Genomic DNA, 19,376 nt, shown 5'->3' with positions numbered 1-19,376 from the left:
ATCAGAAGGCCAGTCGCTGCCTCCCGGCAGCCTTCGCCCGGTACATCGCCGCGTCGGCACGGCGCAGGAGCTCCTGCGGTGTCTCCTCGTCCTCGCCGTCGTGCACCGCCACGCCGATACTGGCAGCCAACCGCACGGCGACTCCCTGGATCTCCCGCTCCGTGGCCAGCCGCTCCAGCAGCGCCCGACCGAGTCGTCCGGCGTAATCGCGGACCGGCGCGAGATCCTCGATCACCACCACGAACTCGTCGCCGGCGAGCCGGGCCACGAAGTCCGGGTCACGCACCGAGGCACGGATGGTTTCGGCGAAATGGCGCAGCACGGCATCGCCGAACTCATGCCCCAGGGTGTCGTTCATCGGCTTGAAATTGTCCAGGTCCATGAACAGCACGGCCACGGCCCGGGCATGCCGGCGGGCGTGCGTCATCGCCTCCTGCAGCCGCTGCATCAATGCGCGGCGGTTGGGCAGGCCGGTGAGTGCGTCGTGCGAAGCTTCGTGCTCGATGCGTTCGTACAGGCGCTTGCGCTCGGTGACGTCCTGGGCGAGCAGGTAGAAGCCCGCGACGGTCCCATCCTCCACCACGTGCGGCACCAGCGTGGCGTAGAACCACATCGGGCCCGTCCGTCCGGGCAGCGAATACTCGGCCGTGGCGCGATGGCCAGCCAGCACGCGTTCGATCACCGGCTGCAGCTGCGCACAGGTTGCCTCGCCCCAGAACTCGGGCACCCGGATGCCCAGCAAGCCGTCCGGCGCGATGTCGAACCAGTCGGTGTAGGCGCGGTTGTGGAAGCGATAGCGCAGATCCCGGTCGATGTAGGCGATCATCGCCGGTGCGTTGTCGGTGATGGTACGCAGCCGCTCTGCGGTGCTGCGCAACGCCAGTTCATCCGCCTTGCGACGGCTGATGTCCTGCAGAAAGGCGTTGGCTACCATGCGGCCGCCGATCCGGGTTGCTCCCAGCGTGAGTTCCAGCGGGAACTCCTCGCCATCGCGCCGCACGCCGCTCAATTCCAGGTGTCGGCCGACCAGGTGGCCCGTGTCGGGCAGGCCGGCCATGAAGCTTTCGAATGCCTTCAGGTGGCGCTCCCTCATCGACGCGGGGACGATGGTGTCGGCCAGCGAGCGCCCGATCGCCTCGTCGCGCGACCAGCCGAAGATCAGCTCCGCCGAGCGGTTCCACGACACGATGCGATCGTCCGCATCGACCTCCACGAACGCATCGGAGGCGAGCTGGAGGGTGGTCTCGAAGCGCTCCTTTTCCTCGATCAGCGCCTGCTGGGTGGACGCGCGCGCGGCGATCTCGCCCTGCAGGCGGGCCACCGTGAGTTGCAGTTCCGCCGTGCGCTCGGCGACACGTTGCTCGAGGGCGTGCTGCAGGGTCGCCAGATCGTGCTCGACGGTCTTGCGCACATGGATGTCGGTGAGGACCACGATGAGGTTCTCGGGGCGTCCTTCGCGGTCGCGCAGCACCGATGCGCCGACCTGGGTCCAGGAGCAACTGCCATCGGCGCGCAGGAAGCGCAGTTCCATGTCCAGCGCCTCGGTATCGCCCTGCAGCACCCGGCGGGCCATCGCCAGCCCGGGCTCGCGGTCGTCAGGGTGGGCGAAGTCGGCCACGTGTGAGCCCAGCAGTTCTTCGCGCGAATGGCCGAGGATGTCGCAGAAGCGCTGGTTCATCTCCAGCCAGTGGCCATCCGTGGACGCCACCGCGATGCCCACCGCGGCGTGTGCGGCGGTCCGCGCCAGCAGGGTTTCGCTGCGTTCCAGCGAAACTTGCATTGCGCGGGTCCTCCCGGCGTCCTCCAGGCTCCACAGGTGGTCCTGCACCATGTCCGCCAGGTCGCCGAGCGCGGCACGGTCGACATTGCCGGGATCGCGCGGTGCCTGGTCGATCACGCAGAGCGTGCCCCATACGATGCCCTGGCGCGAACGCAGCGAGCGGCCCGCATAGAAGCGGATGTGCGGTGGGCCGGTCACCAGCGCATGGTCGTGGAAACGGATGTCGTCGGTCGCGTCGCCAACGACCATGGCTTCGTCCTGCCCGATGGTGTGGGGGCAGAACGGCAGCCAGTTCGATGCATCCTGCCAGTCGGCACCGTACCTGGAGAGCGGGCACTGACGGTCGCCATGGATCAGCCGCACCATGGCCATGGGAACGGCAAACAATCGCGCGGCCGTACGCGTGATCCTGTCGAGCACGGGGTCATCGATGTGCCCGTGCAGCCCGAGCCGGCGGAGCAGGGCGAGGCATTCCGGTTCGTCGTGGGACTGGCTGGGCGGAAGCATCGGACATCTCTTCGGGTCCGCACACGGTGCGGGGGGCGGGAGAAGTTCCGTCTTCAGTCAAAGCCTGGCGTCGGGACGGCTGACGTGGCTGTGCCGGCGATCACCTGGCCGGCATCGGGAGGGCGACCATACGAAAACGGGTCCGGCATGCCGGACCCGCTTTCGTCGATTCGTTGGTGGGCGGTACAAGGATCGAACTTGTGACACCTGCCGTGTGAAGGCAGTGCTCTACCGCTGAGCTAACCGCCCGCCGGGAGCGCGCAAATATACGGGGTGTCCCCGCTTCGGTCAATACTTCCTTAATCGCCCCGTCGGGGTCCGGCGGGGAAGGTGCCGGCCGGTTGCTACAATCGCCGGCTTGTCTCCCTGGCGGCACCCTCATGGACACCTTCGCGCACCACTTCCAGCACATCCTGGATGCCCTGCATCGCTTCGAACTGACGCCCTGGAAGATGGTCGGTTACGCCGGCACGCTGATGTTCACCAGCCGCTGGTTCGTGCAGCTCTACTACACCCGCAAGCACAAGCGCGTGGTGATGCCGCTGGCGTTCTGGTGGCTGTCGGTGATGGGCAGCACGCTGCTGCTGGCCTACTTCATCCTCGGCAAGAACGACTCGGTGGGCATCCTTTCCAACTTCTTCCCTGTGTTCGTCTCGGTCTACAACCTGGTGGTCCACCTGCGTCATCAGAAGAACAGCATCACCGGCGACGCGACCAGCTGACACCCCGCATCGGGGCGTCAGTCCGGGTCGTAGTCCAGGTTCGGCGCGAGCCAGCGCTCGGCTTCCTCGCGCGTCCAGCCCTTGCGGTGGGCATAGTCCTCGACCTGCCCGCGATTGATGCGGCCGACCACGAAATACTGGCTGTCCGGGTGCGCGAAGTACCAGCCGGACACGGCGGCAGCCGGGGTCATCGCAAAGCCTTCGGTCAGGCGCATGCCAGCGTTCGCCGGGGCATCGAGCAGGGCGAACAGCGTGGCCTTCTCGGTGTGGTCGGGGCAGGCGGGGTAGCCCGGGGCCGGGCGGATGCCGCGGTAGCACTCGGCGACCAGCGCGTCGTTGTCCAGCGATTCGTCCGGTGCGTAGCCCCAGAACTCGCGGCGCACGCGCTCGTGCATGCGCTCGGCGAAGGCTTCGGCGAGGCGGTCGGCCAGCGCCTTGAGCAGGATCGCCGAGTAGTCGTCGTGCGCCGCCTCGAAGCGGGCGACGTGTTCCTCGATGCCGATGCCGGCGGTGACCGCGAAGCCGCCGATCCAGTCGGCCTTGCCGCTGTCCTTCGGGGCGACGAAATCGCTGAGGCAGAAGTCGGGCCGCTCGACCGGCTTGTCCACCTGCTGGCGCAGGTGATGCAGGCGGACCTTGCCTTCCGGCGTGGTCACTTCGATGTCGTCGCCGATGCTGGCCGCGGGCCAGAAGCCGATCACGCCGCGGGCGGTCAGCCACTTCTCCGCGATCACCTGGTCCAGCATGGACTGCGCGTCGGCGAACAGCTCGCTGGCCTGGGGGCCGACGACCTCGTCGGTGAGGATGGCCGGGTAATGGCCGGCCAGTTCCCAGGCGTTGAAGAATGGCGACCAGTCGATGTACCGGCGCAGCTCGGCCAGGTCGTAGTCGTCGAATACGTGCAGGCCGGGTTGCGCCGGCGCCGGCGGATCGTAGTTCGTCCAGTCGCCACGGAAGCGCTGGCCGCGAGCGGTATCCAGCGGCACCAGCGGCTTGCCGGTGCCGCGGTTGCGATGGCGCTCGCGGACCTCGTCGTAGTCGGCACGGACCTTGGCCATGAACGCGTCCACCAGTTCCCTGCTGAGCAGCGACTGCGCCACGCCGACGGCGCGCGAGGCATCCTTCACCCACACGGTGGGTGCCGCGTAGTGCGGATCGATCTTCAGTGCGGTGTGGGCGCGCGAGGTGGTGGCGCCGCCGATCAGCAACGGGATGCGGAAATCCTGCCGCTGCATCTCGCGCGCCACCTGGGACATTTCCTCCAGCGACGGCGTGATCAGGCCGGACAGGCCGATGATGTCGGCCTTGTGCTCGCGTGCGGCGTCCAGGATGGCCTGCGTCGGCACCATCACGCCGAGGTCGATCACCTCGAAGTTGTTGCAGCGGAGCACCACGCCGACGATGTTCTTGCCGATGTCGTGCACGTCGCCCTTCACCGTCGCCATCACGATGGTGCCGTTGTTCTTGCCGGCGTCGCCGGTGCGCCGCTTCTCTTCCTCGATGTAGGGGATGAGGTGGGCGACCGCCTTCTTCATCACGCGGGCGGACTTGACCACCTGCGGCAGGAACATCTTGCCGGCGCCGAACAGGTCGCCGACCACGTTCATGCCGGCCATCAGCGGACCTTCGATCACGTCCAGCGGACGACTCGACAGCTGGCGCGCTTCCTCGGTGTCCTCGACCACGAACTGGTCGATGCCGTGCACCAGCGCGTGACCCAGCCGCTCGTGCACCGGCTTCTCGCGCCAGGCCAGGGTCTCGACCACCGCCTCGCCCTTCTTTGCCTTGAAGCGCTCGGCGATCTCCAGCAGCCGCTCGGTGGCGTCGGCGCGGCGGTTCAGCACCACGTCCTCGACGCGCTCGCGCAGCTCGGGCGGGATGTCGTCGTAGATCATCAGCGCGCCGGCGTTGACGATGCCCATGTCCATGCCCGCCTGGATGGCGTGGTACAGGAACACCGAGTGGATCGCCTCGCGCACGGTGTTGTTGCCGCGGAACGAGAACGACACGTTGGAGACACCACCGGAGACGTGGCTCAGCGGGAAGCGCTTCTTCAGCTCGCGGGTCGCCTCGATGAAGTCGACCGCGTAGTTGTCGTGCTCCTCGATGCCGGTGGCGATGGCGAAGATGTTGGGGTCGAAGATGATGTCTTCCGGCGGAAAGTCGAGCTTCTCCGTCAGCAGCGCGTAGGCGCGCGAGGAGATCTCGACCTTGCGGTCGCGGGTGTCGGCCTGGCCCTGCTCGTCGAACGCCATCACCACCACGGCGGCGCCGTACTGCTGCACCTTGCGCGCGTGTTCCAGGAAGGTCTCTTCGCCTTCCTTCAGCGAGATCGAGTTGACGATGCCCTTGCCCTGCAGGCAGCGCAGGCCGGCCTCGATCACGCTCCACTTGGACGAGTCGACCATCACCGGCACACGGGCGATGTCCGGCTCGGCGGCGATCAGGTTGAGGAAGCGGGTCATCGCCGCCTCGGAGTCGATCAGGCCCTCGTCCATGTTGACGTCGATGATCTGCGCGCCGTTGGCGACCTGCTGGCGCGCGACTTCCACCGCGTCGTGGTAGCGCTCCTCCTTGACCAGCTTGCGGAACTGCGCCGAGCCGGTGACGTTGGTGCGCTCGCCGACGTTGACGAACAGCAGGTCCGGGGTCAGCACCAGCGGTTCGAGGCCGGACAGGCGGGTGTAGCGGGGAGTGTTCATGGAATAGGAAAGCCGGCAGTAAGTGCTCCCTCTCCGCCGGCGTAGCCGGGGGAGAGGGCTGGGGTGAGGGGGCGCTCCGTTACCCGGGAGAGGGGAAAAGCCAAAAGCCTGCCCCTCACCCAACCCTCTCCCCCGAGCGGGGCTCGGGGGAGAGGGCCAAAGCGTGTGGCGTCCCGGGCCGTCGCTGCCTCTCTCCTGTGCAGGGGAGGGTTCCAGTGCCGCGGCAACCGGCAGCTCACGCCGCTGCCTCGTCCAGCGACGGCAGCGCGCGCGGCGCGCAGTCCTTCACCGCCTCGGCAATCGCGCGGATGTGCGCCGGCGTGGTGCCGCAGCAGCCGCCGACGAAGTTCAGGAGGCCGTCGCGGGCGAAGCCGCCGATCACCGTGGCCATCTGCTCGGGCGTCTCATCGTATTCGCCGAAGGCGTTGGGCAGGCCGGCGTTCGGATGGGTGCTGACGTAGCCGTCGGCCACCCGGGCGAGGGTCTGGATGTGCGGGCGCAGGTCGGCGGCGCCGAGCGCGCAGTTCAGGCCCACCGACAGCGGCCGCGCGTGCTGCACCGAGTAGTAGAACGCCTCGGCGGTCTGCCCGGAGAGGGTGCGGCCGGAGCGGTCGGTGATGGTGCCGGAGATCATCACCGGCAGCCGTGCGCCGATTTCCCGGAACAGCTCGGACAGCGCGTACAGCGCCGCCTTGGCGTTGAGCGTGTCGAAGATGGTCTCGACCATGATCACATCGGCACCGCCGTCGATCAGGCCGCGCGCCGACTCGGTGTAGTTGGACGCCAGTTCCTCGAACGTCACGTTGCGGAAGCCCGGGTCGTTGACGTCCGGCGACAGCGAGGCGGTGCGGCTGGTGGGGCCGAGCACGCCGATCACGAAGCGCGGCTTGTCCGGCGTTTTCGCCGTCATGGCATCGCAGGCCTCGCGGGCCAGGGCGGCACCGGCGCGGTTGAGCTCGTAGGCGAGGTGTTCGAGGTGGTAGTCGGCCTGGCTGATCCGGGTGGAATTGAAGGTGTTGGTCTCGACCAGGTCCGCACCGGCCTCCAGGTAGGCGGTGTGCACGCCACGGATGATGTCCGGCTGGGTCAGGGTGAGCAGGTCGTTGTTGCCCTTCAGGTCGCAGGCGCCGGGGTGATCGTGCGCGTGCGCGCCATCGTGCCCGTCGGCGAAGCGTTCGCCGCGGAAGGCCGATTCGTCGAGCTGGTGGCCCTGCAGCATGGTGCCCATGCCGCCGTCGAGGATCAGGATGCGCTCGCGCAGGGCCGCCTCGAGCAGGGCGACGCGATCGGGATGCAGCCAGGGCAGGGTGGTCATCGTGGGGACTCCGGGAAACGGCCTCAGGGCTTGCGCGCCAGCAGGCTGATGACTTCGAAATGCGGCGCCTTGCGCTCGCGGCTCAGGTGGTTGGCACTGACCACTTCCAGTCCGGCGCTGGCGGCGAAGCCTCCCAACTGCTTCAGCGAGAAGCCAAGGTTGGTGTGGTCGAACGGCTCGACCGCGGTCCGGTGATCGTGCTCGCCCAGCGTCACCGCCAGCAGGCGCCCGCCGGGACGCAGTACCGCCGCGGCCTCGGATACGGCGCGAGCAGGGTTCTCGGCATAGGTGAGGGCATGCAGCATCAGCACCAGGTCGAAGCGGCGCTCGCCCAGGTCCAGTGCCTGCATGTCGCCCTGGCGCACCTCCACATTGGCAAAGGGCTGCAAGCGGCGGGCAGCGGCCTCGACCACTCGTTCGCTGGAGTCGACGCAGACGATGGAGCGCGCATGCGGCGCCAGCAGTTCGGCAGTGATGCCGTCGCCGGAAGCGATGTCCAGCACGTCGCCGGTTTCCAGCAGTTGCAGCAGCGAGCGGGCCAGGGTTTCCCAGGTGCGGCCGGGCGAGTAATGGCGCTCCATGTCGCCGGCGACCGTATCGGCCCAGCCGGCCTCGCGGGCGCGCTGGGCCAGTACGCCGGGGACCCGGGCGGCATCCTCGCGGAGCAGTGCGTCGTCGATGCTGTCGCGCAGCGACTTCACCAGTTGGTGCTGGTGCTCGTCGCCTTCGGTATTGGCCCGGTAGTAGGCCGATACGCCGGCGCGGCGGTCGCGCACCAGGTTGGCCTCTTTCAGCTTGGCCAGATGGGTGGAGACCCGCGGCTGCGCCAGGTGCAGCACCGCGGCCAGCTCGGCCACGGTCAACTCCTCGCTTTCCAGCAGAGCGAGCAGGCGCACCCGGGTGGGATCTGCGAGCAGACGCAGCACGCTGGAGGCGGTCGCCAGATCCATTGTCATCCTTTTATCGCGATAAAAAGATTTATAAGGCTAGGACGGCATCCGGGGTGCGTCAAGGCCCGTAGGAACAGCTGCGCCCGACCAGAACGCCGCGCCGCTGTGCTGCATCCGCACAGGGCGTTATCTGGGGCCAAGTTAGAATGGGCGGCTAAGTCACGACCTGGAGTAGTTCATGGATTTCCGTTTTACCGAAGATCAGCTGTCGATCCAGGCGATCGCCCGCGATTTCGCGCAAAAGCGCATTGCCCCCGTGGCGGCCGAGCTCGATGCCAGGGGCGAGTTCCCGCTGGAAAACATTCGCGAGATGGGCCAGCTCGGCCTGATGGGCATCGAAGTGCCGGAGGAATACGGCGGCGCGGGCATGGATCCGGTGGCCTACGTGCTGGCGATGATCGAGATCGCCGCGGCCGACGCGGCCACCTCCACCGTGATGTCGGTGAACAACTCGCTGTTCTGCAACGGCATCCTCAAGCACGGCACCGAGGAGCAGAAGCAGAAGTACGTTCGGGCGATCGCCCAGGGCGAGGCGATCGGCGCCTATGCGCTGACCGAGCCGCAGTCCGGCTCCGATGCGTCGGCCATGCATACCCGCGCGACGAAGAACGAAAACGGCGACTGGGTGATCAACGGCAAGAAGAGCTGGATCACCTCCGGCCCGGTGTGCCGCTACATCGTGCTGTTCGCGATCACCACGCCGGGGATCGGCGCCAAGGGCGTGTCGGCCTTCATCATCGATACGCAGAAGCCGGGCTTCCACGCCGGCAAGACCGAGCCGAAGCTCGGCATCCGCGCCTCGGCCACCTGCGAGATCGAGCTCAACGAGTACGTCTGCTCCAAGGACGACGTGCTGGGCGAGGTCGGCAAGGGCTTCTCCATCGCGATGGGCGTGCTCGACGCCGGCCGCATCGGCATCGCCTCGCAGGCGGTCGGCATCGCCCGCGCGGCCTACGAGGCCACCTTGCAGTGGTCGCGCGACCGCAAGGCGTTCGGTCACCCGATCGGCACCTTCCAGATGACCCAGGCCAAGATCGCCGACATGAAGTGCAAGCTCGATGCGGCAACCCTGCTCACCCTGCGCGCCGCCTGGGCGAAGGGCGAGGCCGAGAAGAACGGCGGCCGCTTCGGCACCGAGGCTTCGGTGGCCAAGCTGGTGGCCTCCGAGGCGGCGATGTGGATCACCCACCAGGCGGTGCAGATCCATGGCGGCATGGGCTATTCCAAGGAACTGCCGCTGGAGCGCTATTTCCGCGACGCCAAGATCACCGAGATCTACGAGGGCACCAGCGAGATCCAGCGCATCGTGATCGCCCGCAACGAGACGGGACTGCGCTGAGAAGCGAGGAGTGAGTGAAGAGGAGTGAGAAGTGAGTAAAGGCCGCTTCGCTGACCTTCACAAAAAAAGCCCCGGCAAATGCCGGGGCTTTTTTATCGACGCATTTGATGGAGCAAGGCAATGAGCTGAGGCGCGCGGGGCGTCACCTCTCACTTCTCACTCCTCTTCACTCACTCCTCGCTCTACGCCCCGCGTCGCGGATCCGAGTCGAACGGCTGCATCCCGCCATGCCCGGTCGACGGTGTGCCGTCGTCGTGGTGGTGGTCCAGCCGATCACCCAGCAGACGCCGCACCGTGACGTAGAACACCGGGATCAGCAGCAGGCCGAGGAAGGTGGCGAAGGTCATGCCACCGATCACCCCGGTACCGATCGCATGACGCGAATTGGCGCCCGCACCGGTGGACACGGCCAGTGGCAATACGCCGAGGATGAACGCCAGCGAGGTCATCAGGATCGGACGCAGGCGCAGCCGGGCGGCCTCGATCACCGCCTGGCGGAGGGGCTTGCCGGCGGCTTGCTGCTCGACGGCGAACTCCACGATCAGGATCGCGTTCTTCGCCGCCAGGCCGATCACCGTGATCATGCCGATCTTGAAGTAGATGTCGTTCGGCAGGCCCCGCAGCATCGAGAACACCACGGCGCCGAGCAGGCCCAGCGGCACCACCAGCAGCACGGATACCGGGATCGACCAGCTCTCGTAGAGCGCGGCCAGGCACAGGAACACGATCACCACCGACAGCACCATCAGCAACGTGGCGGCGTTGCCGGAGAGAATCTCCTGGTAGGACTGCCCGGTCCAGTCGTAGCCGAAGCCCTTGGGCAGGTCGTCGTTGACGATCTTCTCCATCTCGGCCATGGCCTGGCCGGTGGAATAGCCCTGCGCCGGGTTGCCCACGATCTCCACCGCCGAGTACCCGTTGTAGCGGGCCAGCGCGGGCGAGGCCATGTGCCACTGGGCATCGACCACGTTGGAGATCGGGATCATCTGCGGCGTGCCGTCGGCGTTGGTCTGCGTGCTCGGCGTATAGATGTGCTGCAGCGCATCCGGCCCCATGCGATAGGGCTGGTCGGCCTGCATCAGCACGCGCTTGACGCGTCCGCCATAGGCGAAGTCGTTGACGTAGACCGGAGCCAGGGTCAGCTGGATCGCGGTATAGATGTCGCTCACCGACAGCCCCAGTGACTGCGCCTGGGTGCGGTCCACGTGCAGCTGCAAGGCTGGGGCGTCCTCCAGTGCCTGCGGGCGGATACCGGTGAGCTTCTCGTCCTGCGCGGCCTTGGCAAGCAGCGTATTGCGCGCCTGGGTGAGCTCCGTACGGGTCTGTCCTGCGCGGGCCTGCAGCCACATATCGATGCCGCCGAACTGGCTGAGACCGCGGATGGTCGGCAGGTTCACCATGAAGATCTGCGCATCGCGGATGCTGCTCAGCGCACGGTTGGATTCGGCGATGAACTGGTCGGCGGTTTCCTTGCGTTCGGACCAGTCCTTCAAGTGCACGAAGGTCATGCCGGTGTTCTCGCCGGCGCCGACGAAGCTGAAGCCGGACACCTGGAACATCCCCTCCACTGCCGGATTCTTCAGCAGGACGGCGCGGATCTCCTTCATCACGTGCTCGGTGCGCGAGACCGTCGCTCCAGGCGGCAGCGAAACGATGGCCAGCGCCACGCCCTGGTCCTCGCTGGGCACGAAGCTGGTGGGCATGCGGTTGAAGAGCACGCCGCACAGCACCACGATCACCGCGAACACCGCCATCCATCGCGGAGCGTGGTTGACCGCGCCATGGATGTGCCCGCTGTAGGTGCGGGTGACGCGGTCGAAGATGCGGTTGAAGGTGCGGTAGACGATGTTCTTCTTGTGCTCGTGCTCCGGCCTGAGGATGCTCGCGCACAACGCCGGCGTGAACGACAGCGCCAGGAAAGCCGAGAAGCCCATCGACACGGCGATCGTCAGCGCGAACTGCTTGTAGATCACGCCCGAGGCGCCCGGCTGCAGCGCCGAGGGCACGAACACCGCTGCCAGCACCACCGTGATCGCCACGATGGCGCCGGTGATCTGACCCATCGCCTTGCGCGTGGCGTCCTTCGGCGACAGGCCTTCCTCGGTCATGATGCGTTCGACGTTCTCGATCACCACGATCGCGTCGTCCACCACGATGCCGATCGCCAGCACCATGCCGAACAGGGTGAGCTGGTTGACCGTGAAGCCCAGCGGCAGCAGGCCGATGAAGGTGCCCAGCAGCGCCACCGGGATCACCAGGGTAGGGATGATCGTGGCGCGGATGTTCTGCAGGAACACCAGCATCACCAGGAACACCAGCACCATCGCCTCGACCAGCGTATGCATCACCTCCTTGATGGAGATGCGCACGAATGGGGTGCTGTCGTAGGGCACCGACCAGGTCACGCCGGGCGGGAAGCTCTTGGCCAGCTCGGTCATCTTCGCGCGCACCGCGGTGGCGACGTCCAGCGCGTTGGCACCGGGCAGCAGCTGCACGCCGAAGGCGCCGGCCTCCTGGCCGTTGTACTGGGCATGGAAGCCGTAGTTCTGGGGGCCGAAGGCGATGCGCGCCACGTCACGCAGGCGCACTGCGGTGCCGTCGCTGTTGGCGCGCAGGATGATGTCGCCGAACTGCTTGGGCGTCGAGAAGCGGCCTTCGGCTGACACGGTGGCGCTGAAGCCCTGTCCCGACGGGGCCGGGTCCGCGCCCAGCGAGCCGGCCGCGAATTGCACGTTCTGCGCGCGGATCGCCGCCAGCACCTGGGAGGCCGACAGGCCATACCCGTGGAGCTTGTCGGGATTGAGCCAGATCCGCATCGCGTATTCGGAACCGATCTGGCGGATGTTGCCGACACCGGAGATGCGCGAGATCTGGTCAAGCACCTGCGAGGCGACGATGTCGTTGAGCTTGGCGCCGTCGATGGTCGGGTTGCTCGAGGTCAGCGCCACGAACATCAGGAAGTCCGGGTTGGCCTTGGCCACCACCACGCCCTGCTGGGTGACTTCCGAAGGCAGCCGCGGCGTGGCCAGCGAGACCTTGTTCTGCACCTGCACCTGAGCGATGTCGGGATCGGTGCCGGTTTCGAAGGTCAGGGTGACCGACGACGAACCGTTGGCGCTGGACGACGAGCTGAAATAGAGCAGGTGGTCGATGCCGGTCAGCTGCTGTTCGATGACCTGGGTCACCGTTTTTTCCGTGGTGTCGGCGCTGGCTCCCGGGTAGGACGCGTTCACCGTCACCTGCGGCGGGGCAATGTTCGGGTAGGACTCGATGCCCATGTTGAGCACCGCCAGCGTGCCACCCAGGGTGATCAGGATGGCTACCACCCAGGCGAAGATCGGGCGATCGATGAAAAAGCTGGGCATGGATGCGCTCCGTTACTTGCCGCGGGCCGCCGACTGGCTTGAAGCCGAGGCGGAGCCGGACGGTCCGGGCGTCCAGGGCTCGGCCGTCGCAGGCGCCCCGTCCTTGACCTTCTGCAGGCCGGAAACGATGACCTTGTCATTCGCTGCCAGCCCGTCGGTCACCAACCAGTTGCTGCCGATGGCCTGGTCGGCGGTGACGTCCTTGCGCGCCACCTTGCCGTCCTTGCCGACCACCATCACGTAGGCGCCGACGGTGTCGCGCTGCAGGGCGGGCTGCGGCACGAGGAACACCTTGTGCTGCTCGCCCAGGCGAGCCTTCAGGGTCACGTACATCCCCGGAAGCAGCACATGGTCGGGGTTGGGCACCGTTGCACGCAGGTCGACCGAGCCGGTGGCCGGGTTCACCGTGGTGTCGGAAAAGTCCACGGTGCCGGGATGGTCGTAGCGGCTGCCGTCGGGCAGCGCGACCTCGACGGTGGCCTTGTCGGTGGCGGCGAGGGTGACGCTGCCATCGGCCTGGGAGCGGCGCATCTGGTCAAGCTCCGCGGTGCTGAGGCTGAAGTTCACGTACAGCGGGTCGATCTGGTCCACCGTGGTCAGCAGGGTCGCGTCGCCCTGGCCGACCAGGGCCCCCTCGGTCACCTGCTGCTTGCCGGCACGGCCGTCGATCGGCGACCGGACACTGGCGTAGCCCAGGTTGATGCGGGCGGTCTGCACGTTCGCCTGGGCCTGCTGCACGCTGGCTGCAGCGGTGCGCTCGGCCGCCAGAGCATTGTCCAGGTCGGACCTGGAGACGTAACCCTTGGGCGCCAGCTCGCGCACGCGATCGGCGGCCACCTTGGCGTTGGTGTAGGAGGCGCGTGCCTGGGCAAGGTTAGCCAGGCTGGCATCGAGCGCGGCCTTGAGCGGCGCAGGATCGATCTGGAACAGCAGTTGGCCCTTCTTCACGTCGGAACCTTCCGCGTAGACGCGCTTGACCAGAACGCCCGCGACGCGCGCGCGCACATCGGCGCTGCGATAGGGCGACAGGCGGCCGACCAGGTCCTTGCTCAGGGGCTGGTTCGTCGGTGCGACGGTGACGACGCCAACCTGGGGCGGCGGCGGTGCCGGCTGGGCATTCCTGTCCTTGCCTCCGCATGCAGCCAATGCCAGCAGGCCAAGGCACAACAGGGGTGCGCGCAGTGAAGAGGGGTTCATGAAAACTCCATGATCGCGTGGTCAGGTTTATTCGGTGCCGCAACATGGCCAGGCTGCGAACCTTTGGCGGGGAGGGGTCGCAGGTGCCAACGGGATTCGGCGGGGGTGCGCCGGCGCCTTGCCGCTCGTCCGCGAGCGGCGCTGCGGTGCATGGCGCGAACATCAAAACACCAATATACCCAGCAGTACAAAATTTGTCTCGCTCGTTGGCCTGGCTTGGCTGGGCCCTTTACGCACTTGTGGCCGGGCCGGTTTTGTGGATGCGATTCCCGGTGCGCAAGCCGTGTTCTGACACCGTGTCGCGTCGAACCATTCCGGACACCAACCAGGGAGTGTTGGCGGGGTTGGAGCAGCGTCTCCAGCGTGTCGTGGTGAAGACGTTTTCTATTGCGGTGCAGCGCGGGCCGGCGGCGACTTTCCATGCGCCTGGGCATGGCAGGAAGCGGCTTCGCGCGGTGGATTCGACGAAACGCGAAGCGTATCCTTCGCGGGCTTTTTGTTCCCCCTCTGCATCCACTGAACAGTAGAAGCCATGAATGCGATTCGCGCGGCCGTGAATGAGTCCCTCGCAGCAGCTGTCATCGACGAAACAAGCAAAAAGGATTTGCCCGCCCAGCGCCTCCAGGAGGCGCAATTTTTTATCCGCACCTTCTTCGCGCGACTGGCCGCTGGCGACGAGTCGCTGCATACCCCGGCGCAGTGGGCCGAACTGGTGCTCGATCTGCTCGGATTCATCGCACGGCGCGAGCCGGGCCGGGCATCGGTGCGGGTGATCAACCCCACGCTCGGCCATGACGGCCGCAGCGTCGTGGAGGTGGTGACCGACGACATGCCGTTCCTGGTCGACACCGTCAGCATGATCCTGTCGGCGGATGGTCCCATCCATACGGTGATCCACCCGGTGGTGAGGGTCGTGCGTGATGCGGCCGGTTCCCTGCAGTCCATCGGGGGCGATCAGGGCCAGCCCGAATCGGTCATGCATTTCGAGATCGATCGGCTCGCCGACGGCGAGCCGCAGGCCGAGCTGAAGGCCCGGATCGAGTCCGCGCTGGATGACGTCCGGCTGGCTGTCCGTGACTGGGAGGCGATGCGGGACAAGGCCCGCGCCATCGCCGCCGAGCTGCCGGTCCGGCCGAACACGCACGACGTCGCCGCGACGACCGAGTCGGCCGAGTTCCTGCGCTGGCTGGCCGACGACAACTTCACTTTCCTCGGCTACCGCGAATACGAAGTTCGCCAGGGCGAGGGCGGCGAAGTGCTGCAGTCGGTCGAAGGCTCGGGGCTGGGCATCCTGTCCGGCACGGAGCGCTCGCTGGCGCCGCGTTCGGTGGCCTCGCTCGGCGCCCATGGCGCCACCGCCGGCTCGATCGAGCCGGTGATCCTGACCAAGACCAACGCCCGTTCGCAGGTGCATCGCCCGGGTCATATGGACTACGTGGGCGTACTGCGCTTCGATGCCAACGGCAAGCCGATCGCCGAGCAGCGCTTCCTCGGCATGTTCTCGTCCAATGCCTACATGGCCCGCCCGCAGGACGTGCCGGTGGTGCGCAACAAGGTGGAGGCCGTGCTGACCCGCTCCGGGTTGAAGCGCGATTCGCATTCCGGCAAGTCGCTGCGCCACATCCTGGAGACGCTGCCGCGCGACGAGCTGTTCCAGTCCAACGAGGACGAGCTGTACCAGGCGGTTTCCGGCATCCTGGAGCTGCGCCAGCGCGCGCGAACCCAGCTCTTCGTGCGCCGCGACCGTTACGGTCGCTTCTTCACCTGCATGGTGTTCGTGCCGCGCGAGCGCTTCAACACCACGGTGCGCGAACGTATCGAGGCGCTGCTGCGCGAGGCGCTGCACGGCCAGGAGCTGGATTCGACCGTGCTGCTGGGCGACTCCGCGCTGGCGCGCCTGCACGTGGTGGTACGTCCCCGCGTGGGCGAGCAGGTGTCCTACGACCTGCACGCGCTGGAGGAGGGTGTGGCCGGCATCGTGCGCAACTGGCAGGACGAGGTGCGCGACTCGCTGGTCGGCCGGCTCGGTCCGCAGCGGGGCGTGGTGCTGGCCAATCGCTATGCCCGCGCCATGCCGCCCGGTTACATCGACGAGGTCGCTCCGGCCGTGGCTGCGGCCGACATCGAGGCGCTGGCCAGCCTCGAGGGCGACGATGCCATTCGCATGTCGCTGTATCGCCACGCGGACGGTTCGCTGCGCTTCAAGGTGATCCATGCCGGCGAGCCGATCCCGCTCTCCGAGGCGCTGCCGATGCTGGAGAACATGGGCGTGCGCATGCTGGCCGAGCATGTCTACAGCCTCGAGGGCCAGGAACGCCCGCTCACCATCCACGACTTCGAGGTCAAGCCCAAGCAGCCGCTGAGCTTCGAACTGGAGCATGTGCGCGATCGCTTCGAGCGGGCGTTCGAGGCGCTGTGGCGTGGCCACGCCGAGAGCGACGGCTTCAACAACCTGGTGCTGTTCGCCCAGGCCGACTGGCGCCAGATCGCGGTGCTGCGCGGCTACTGCAAGTACCTGCAGCAGGTCGGCATCGCGTTTTCGCAGACCTACATGGAAGCGACGCTCAACCGCTACCCGGCGATCGCCGGCGTGCTGATCGAGCTGTTCCATGCCAAGTTCGATCCGCGCCGCGAATCGCTCTCGGCCGACGAACTGGTCCGTGCAGGCGAGGACCTTCGCCGCGAGATGCTGGCGCTCATTCCGGAGTCGACGCGCAACGCGCGCCCCGACCTGGTCGATGGCATGGTGGCGTGCCTGGCCAAGCCGAGGGCGGAGCAGGAACGCGCACTGGTCGAAGCGCTGCGGACACTGCTCGACGACGTGGCCAGCCTGGACGACGAGCGTATCGTCAAGAGCTACCTCGACGTCATCGGCGCGACGCTGCGCACCAGCTTCTTCCAGCAGTGGGACGGCCAGTTCCGTCCCTACATCAGCTTCAAGTTCGACTCGCACCGCGTGCCGGATGCACCCAAGCCCGTGCCGTACCGCGAGATCTTCGTCTACTCGCCGCGGGTGGAAGGCGTGCACCTGCGCTTCGGCCCGGTGGCGCGCGGCGGCCTGCGCTGGTCGGACCGTCGCGAGGACTTCCGCACCGAGGTGCTGGGCCTGGTGAAGGCGCAGATGGTGAAGAACACGGTGATCGTGCCGGTCGGCTCCAAGGGCGGGTTCTACGTGAAGAATCCGCCGGAGGGTGGCGACCGCGACGCGCAGATCGCCGAGGGCATCGCCTGCTACCGCCTGTTCATCGCCGGCCTGCTGGACATCACCGACAACCTGGTCGAGGGCAAGGTGGTGCCGCCGCACGACGTGGTCCGTCACGACCAGGACGATCCGTACCTGGTGGTCGCGGCCGACAAGGGCACGGCCACGTTCTCCGACATTGCCAACGCGATCTCGGTGGCGCACGGTTTCTGGCTGGGCGACGCGTTCGCCTCGGGCGGTTCCAACGGCTACGACCACAAGGCGATGGGCATCACCGCCAAGGGTGCGTGGGAGTCGGTCAAGCGGCACTTCCGGGCGCTGGGCCGCGATTCGCAGACGCAGGACTTCACCTGCGTGGGCATCGGCGACATGTCCGGCGACGTGTTCGGCAACGGCATGCTGCTGTCGCGCCACATCCGGCTGGTGGCGGCGTTCGACCATCGCCATGTGTTCCTCGACCCGAATCCGGACGTGGAGCGTTCGTTCATCGAGCGCGAGCGCATGTTCAAGCTGCCTCGCTCGAGCTGGGAGGACTACGACAAGTCGCTGATCTCCGCCGGCGGTGGCGTGTACCCGCGCAGCGCCAAGTCGATCCCGATCTCGCCCGAGGTGCGGGCGGTACTCGGTATCAAGGGCGACGTCGCGCACCTCTCGCCGACCGAACTGCTCAGCGCGATCCTCAAGGCGCCGGTGGACCTGTTGTGGAACGGTGGCATCGGCACCTACGTCAAGGCGGCCAGCGAGACGCACGCCGAGGTCGGTGACCGCGCCAACAACGCGTTGCGGGTGAACGGCGCGGAGCTGCGCTGCAAGGTGGTGGGCGAGGGCGGCAACCTGGGCATGACCCAGAAGGGTCGCATCGAGGCGGCACACCATGGCGTGCTGCTCAATACCGACTTCATCGACAACTCGGCTGGCGTGGACACCTCCGACCACGAGGTGAACATCAAGATCCTGCTTGGCGACGCCATGCAGCGCGGGGAGCTCACCGACGAGGCGCGCAACGAACAGCTGCGCGTGATGACCGACGAGGTCGGCCGGCTGGTGCTGTGGGACAACTACCGCCAGAACCAGGCGATCACGGTGATGGAGCACCAGTCGATCAAGCGCATCGGCTCGATGGCGCACTTCATCCGCACGCTGGAAGGCGAGGGCCTGCTTGACCGCCAGGTGGAGAACCTGCCCAGCGACGCCGAGCTGACCGAGCGCAAGACCCGCGGTCAGGGGTTGACCCGGCCGGAACTGTCGGTGCTGCTGTCCTACGACAAGATCAAGCTGTACCAGCAGCTGCTCGAATCCGACGTGCCGGAGGACCCGTACCTCTCCAAGGAGCTGGTCCGCTACTTCCCCGAGCCGCTGCACGGCAAGTACGCCGAGCACATGCAACGGCATCGCCTGAAGCGGGAGATCATCGCCACCGCGGTGACCAATTCGACGATCAACCGCATGGGCGCCACCTTCATGATGCGCATGCAGGAAGACACCGGGCAGGGGCCGGCGGCGATCGCCAAGGCCTACACCGCCGCCCGCGAAATCCTGGATGCACGCGAGCTGTGGGCGGAGATCGAGGCGCTGGACAGCAAGGTGGCCGAGAACACCCAGATCGACGCGATCCTGCAGATCTGGAACCTGCTGCGGCACATGACGCGCTGGCTGCTCAACCGTCCCGGTGGCACGCTGGATATCGCCGCCAACGTCGAGCGCTACCAGGCCCATGTCAGCGAGTTGCGATTGGCGCTTCCGGCGGCGTTGACCGATACCGGCCGCGGCGATTTCGAGTCCAGCCAGGAGAAGTGGGAAGGGCTTGGCCTGCCGGGTGATCTCGCCGTGCGTCTGGCCAGGCTCTCCGAGCTGCGCGCCGCGCTGGACATGGTCGAGGTGGCCCAGCAGAGCGGCGCGCCGATCGCCCGCGTGGCTACCGTGTTCTACGAACTGGGCGAGGCGCTCGACCTGGAATGGCTGCGCGACCAGATCGAAGCGCTGCCGGTGGAGGGCGCCTGGCACGCACAGGCCCGCGGTTCGCTGCTGGACGAGCTCAATCACCAGCACCGGGCACTGGCGCTGCAGGTGCTCACCCTCTGCGGCGACCGGACCGACCGCACGCCCGTGCAGGCCTGGCTCGAGCGTGACGATGCGACGCTCAAGTACACCCGGGCCATGCTGGCGGAAATCCTCGCGCAGAACGCGGACTATCCGATCGCCTCGGTGGCGGTCCGTCGCCTGGCGCAGCTGGCGCAGGTTCCCGTCGCCTGAGTGCGGCCGCTCCCTGCTCAGGGGAGCGGATCGACCGCACGTGG

At 67.2% G+C, this 19,376-nt stretch carries 9 protein-coding genes and 1 tRNA gene; 3 read left to right on the top strand and 7 right to left on the bottom strand.

Annotation, left to right across the window (positions count from 1 at the left end; all coding sequences use genetic code 11):
* Position 1: 1 nt before the first annotated feature.
* Positions 2-2,287, bottom strand: coding sequence for a sensor domain-containing diguanylate cyclase (locus tag C693_RS22495; protein ID WP_017460841.1), 2,286 nt, complete (start codon positions 2,285-2,287; stop codon positions 2-4).
* 174 nt (positions 2,288-2,461) lie between these two features.
* A tRNA-Val gene (locus tag C693_RS0103355) sits at positions 2,462-2,536 on the bottom strand.
* 131 nt (positions 2,537-2,667) lie between these two features.
* Between C693_RS0103355 and C693_RS0103350 the strand changes: the two genes are divergently transcribed.
* Positions 2,668-3,009, top strand: a complete 342-nt coding sequence (locus tag C693_RS0103350; RefSeq protein ID WP_017460840.1) for a lipid-A-disaccharide synthase N-terminal domain-containing protein — start codon at positions 2,668-2,670, stop codon at positions 3,007-3,009.
* A 17-nt stretch (positions 3,010-3,026) separates the two neighbouring features.
* On the opposite strand, the gene metH is transcribed toward C693_RS0103350, so the two are convergent.
* From metH to C693_RS0103335, 3 genes are all read right to left on the bottom strand, one after another.
* Positions 3,027-5,711, bottom strand: coding sequence for a methionine synthase (gene metH / locus C693_RS0103345; RefSeq protein ID WP_017460839.1), 2,685 nt, complete (start codon positions 5,709-5,711; stop codon positions 3,027-3,029).
* A 235-nt stretch (positions 5,712-5,946) separates the two neighbouring features.
* Positions 5,947-7,026, bottom strand: a complete 1,080-nt coding sequence (locus tag C693_RS0103340) for a homocysteine S-methyltransferase family protein (protein ID WP_017460838.1) — start codon at positions 7,024-7,026, stop codon at positions 5,947-5,949.
* A 23-nt stretch (positions 7,027-7,049) separates the two neighbouring features.
* A complete protein-coding gene (locus C693_RS0103335; protein ID WP_017460837.1) occupies positions 7,050-7,976 on the bottom strand; it encodes an ArsR/SmtB family transcription factor in 927 nt (308 codons plus the stop codon).
* Positions 7,977-8,154: 178 nt separating this feature from the next.
* Between C693_RS0103335 and C693_RS0103330 the strand changes: the two genes are divergently transcribed.
* The gene (locus C693_RS0103330; RefSeq protein ID WP_017460836.1) at positions 8,155-9,315 is read left to right on the top strand and encodes an acyl-CoA dehydrogenase family protein; all 1,161 of its coding nucleotides are present in this window, start codon (positions 8,155-8,157) and stop codon (positions 9,313-9,315) included.
* 182 nt (positions 9,316-9,497) lie between these two features.
* Here C693_RS0103330 and C693_RS0103325 read toward each other — a convergent pair whose 3' ends face one another.
* On the bottom strand, positions 9,498-12,680 hold the full coding sequence (locus C693_RS0103325) for a multidrug efflux RND transporter permease subunit (RefSeq protein ID WP_017460835.1): 3,183 nt from the start codon (positions 12,678-12,680) through the stop codon (positions 9,498-9,500).
* Between the two features lie 12 nt (positions 12,681-12,692).
* Positions 12,693-13,877: an efflux RND transporter periplasmic adaptor subunit gene (locus C693_RS0103320; RefSeq protein WP_017460834.1), complete on the bottom strand. Its 1,185-nt coding sequence runs from the start codon at positions 13,875-13,877 to the stop codon at positions 12,693-12,695.
* Between the two features lie 532 nt (positions 13,878-14,409).
* Here C693_RS0103320 and C693_RS0103315 point away from each other — a divergent pair.
* Positions 14,410-19,332: an NAD-glutamate dehydrogenase gene (locus C693_RS0103315; protein WP_026107145.1), complete on the top strand. Its 4,923-nt coding sequence runs from the start codon at positions 14,410-14,412 to the stop codon at positions 19,330-19,332.
* Positions 19,333-19,376 lie beyond the last annotated feature (44 nt).

The organism is Dyella ginsengisoli LA-4 (genome assembly GCF_000334915.1).
Lineage (GTDB): Bacteria > Pseudomonadota > Gammaproteobacteria > Xanthomonadales > Rhodanobacteraceae > Dyella_A > Dyella_A ginsengisoli_A.
Note: the sequence above shows the minus strand (reverse complement) of the source record. Positions and strands in the feature narration are given on the sequence as shown.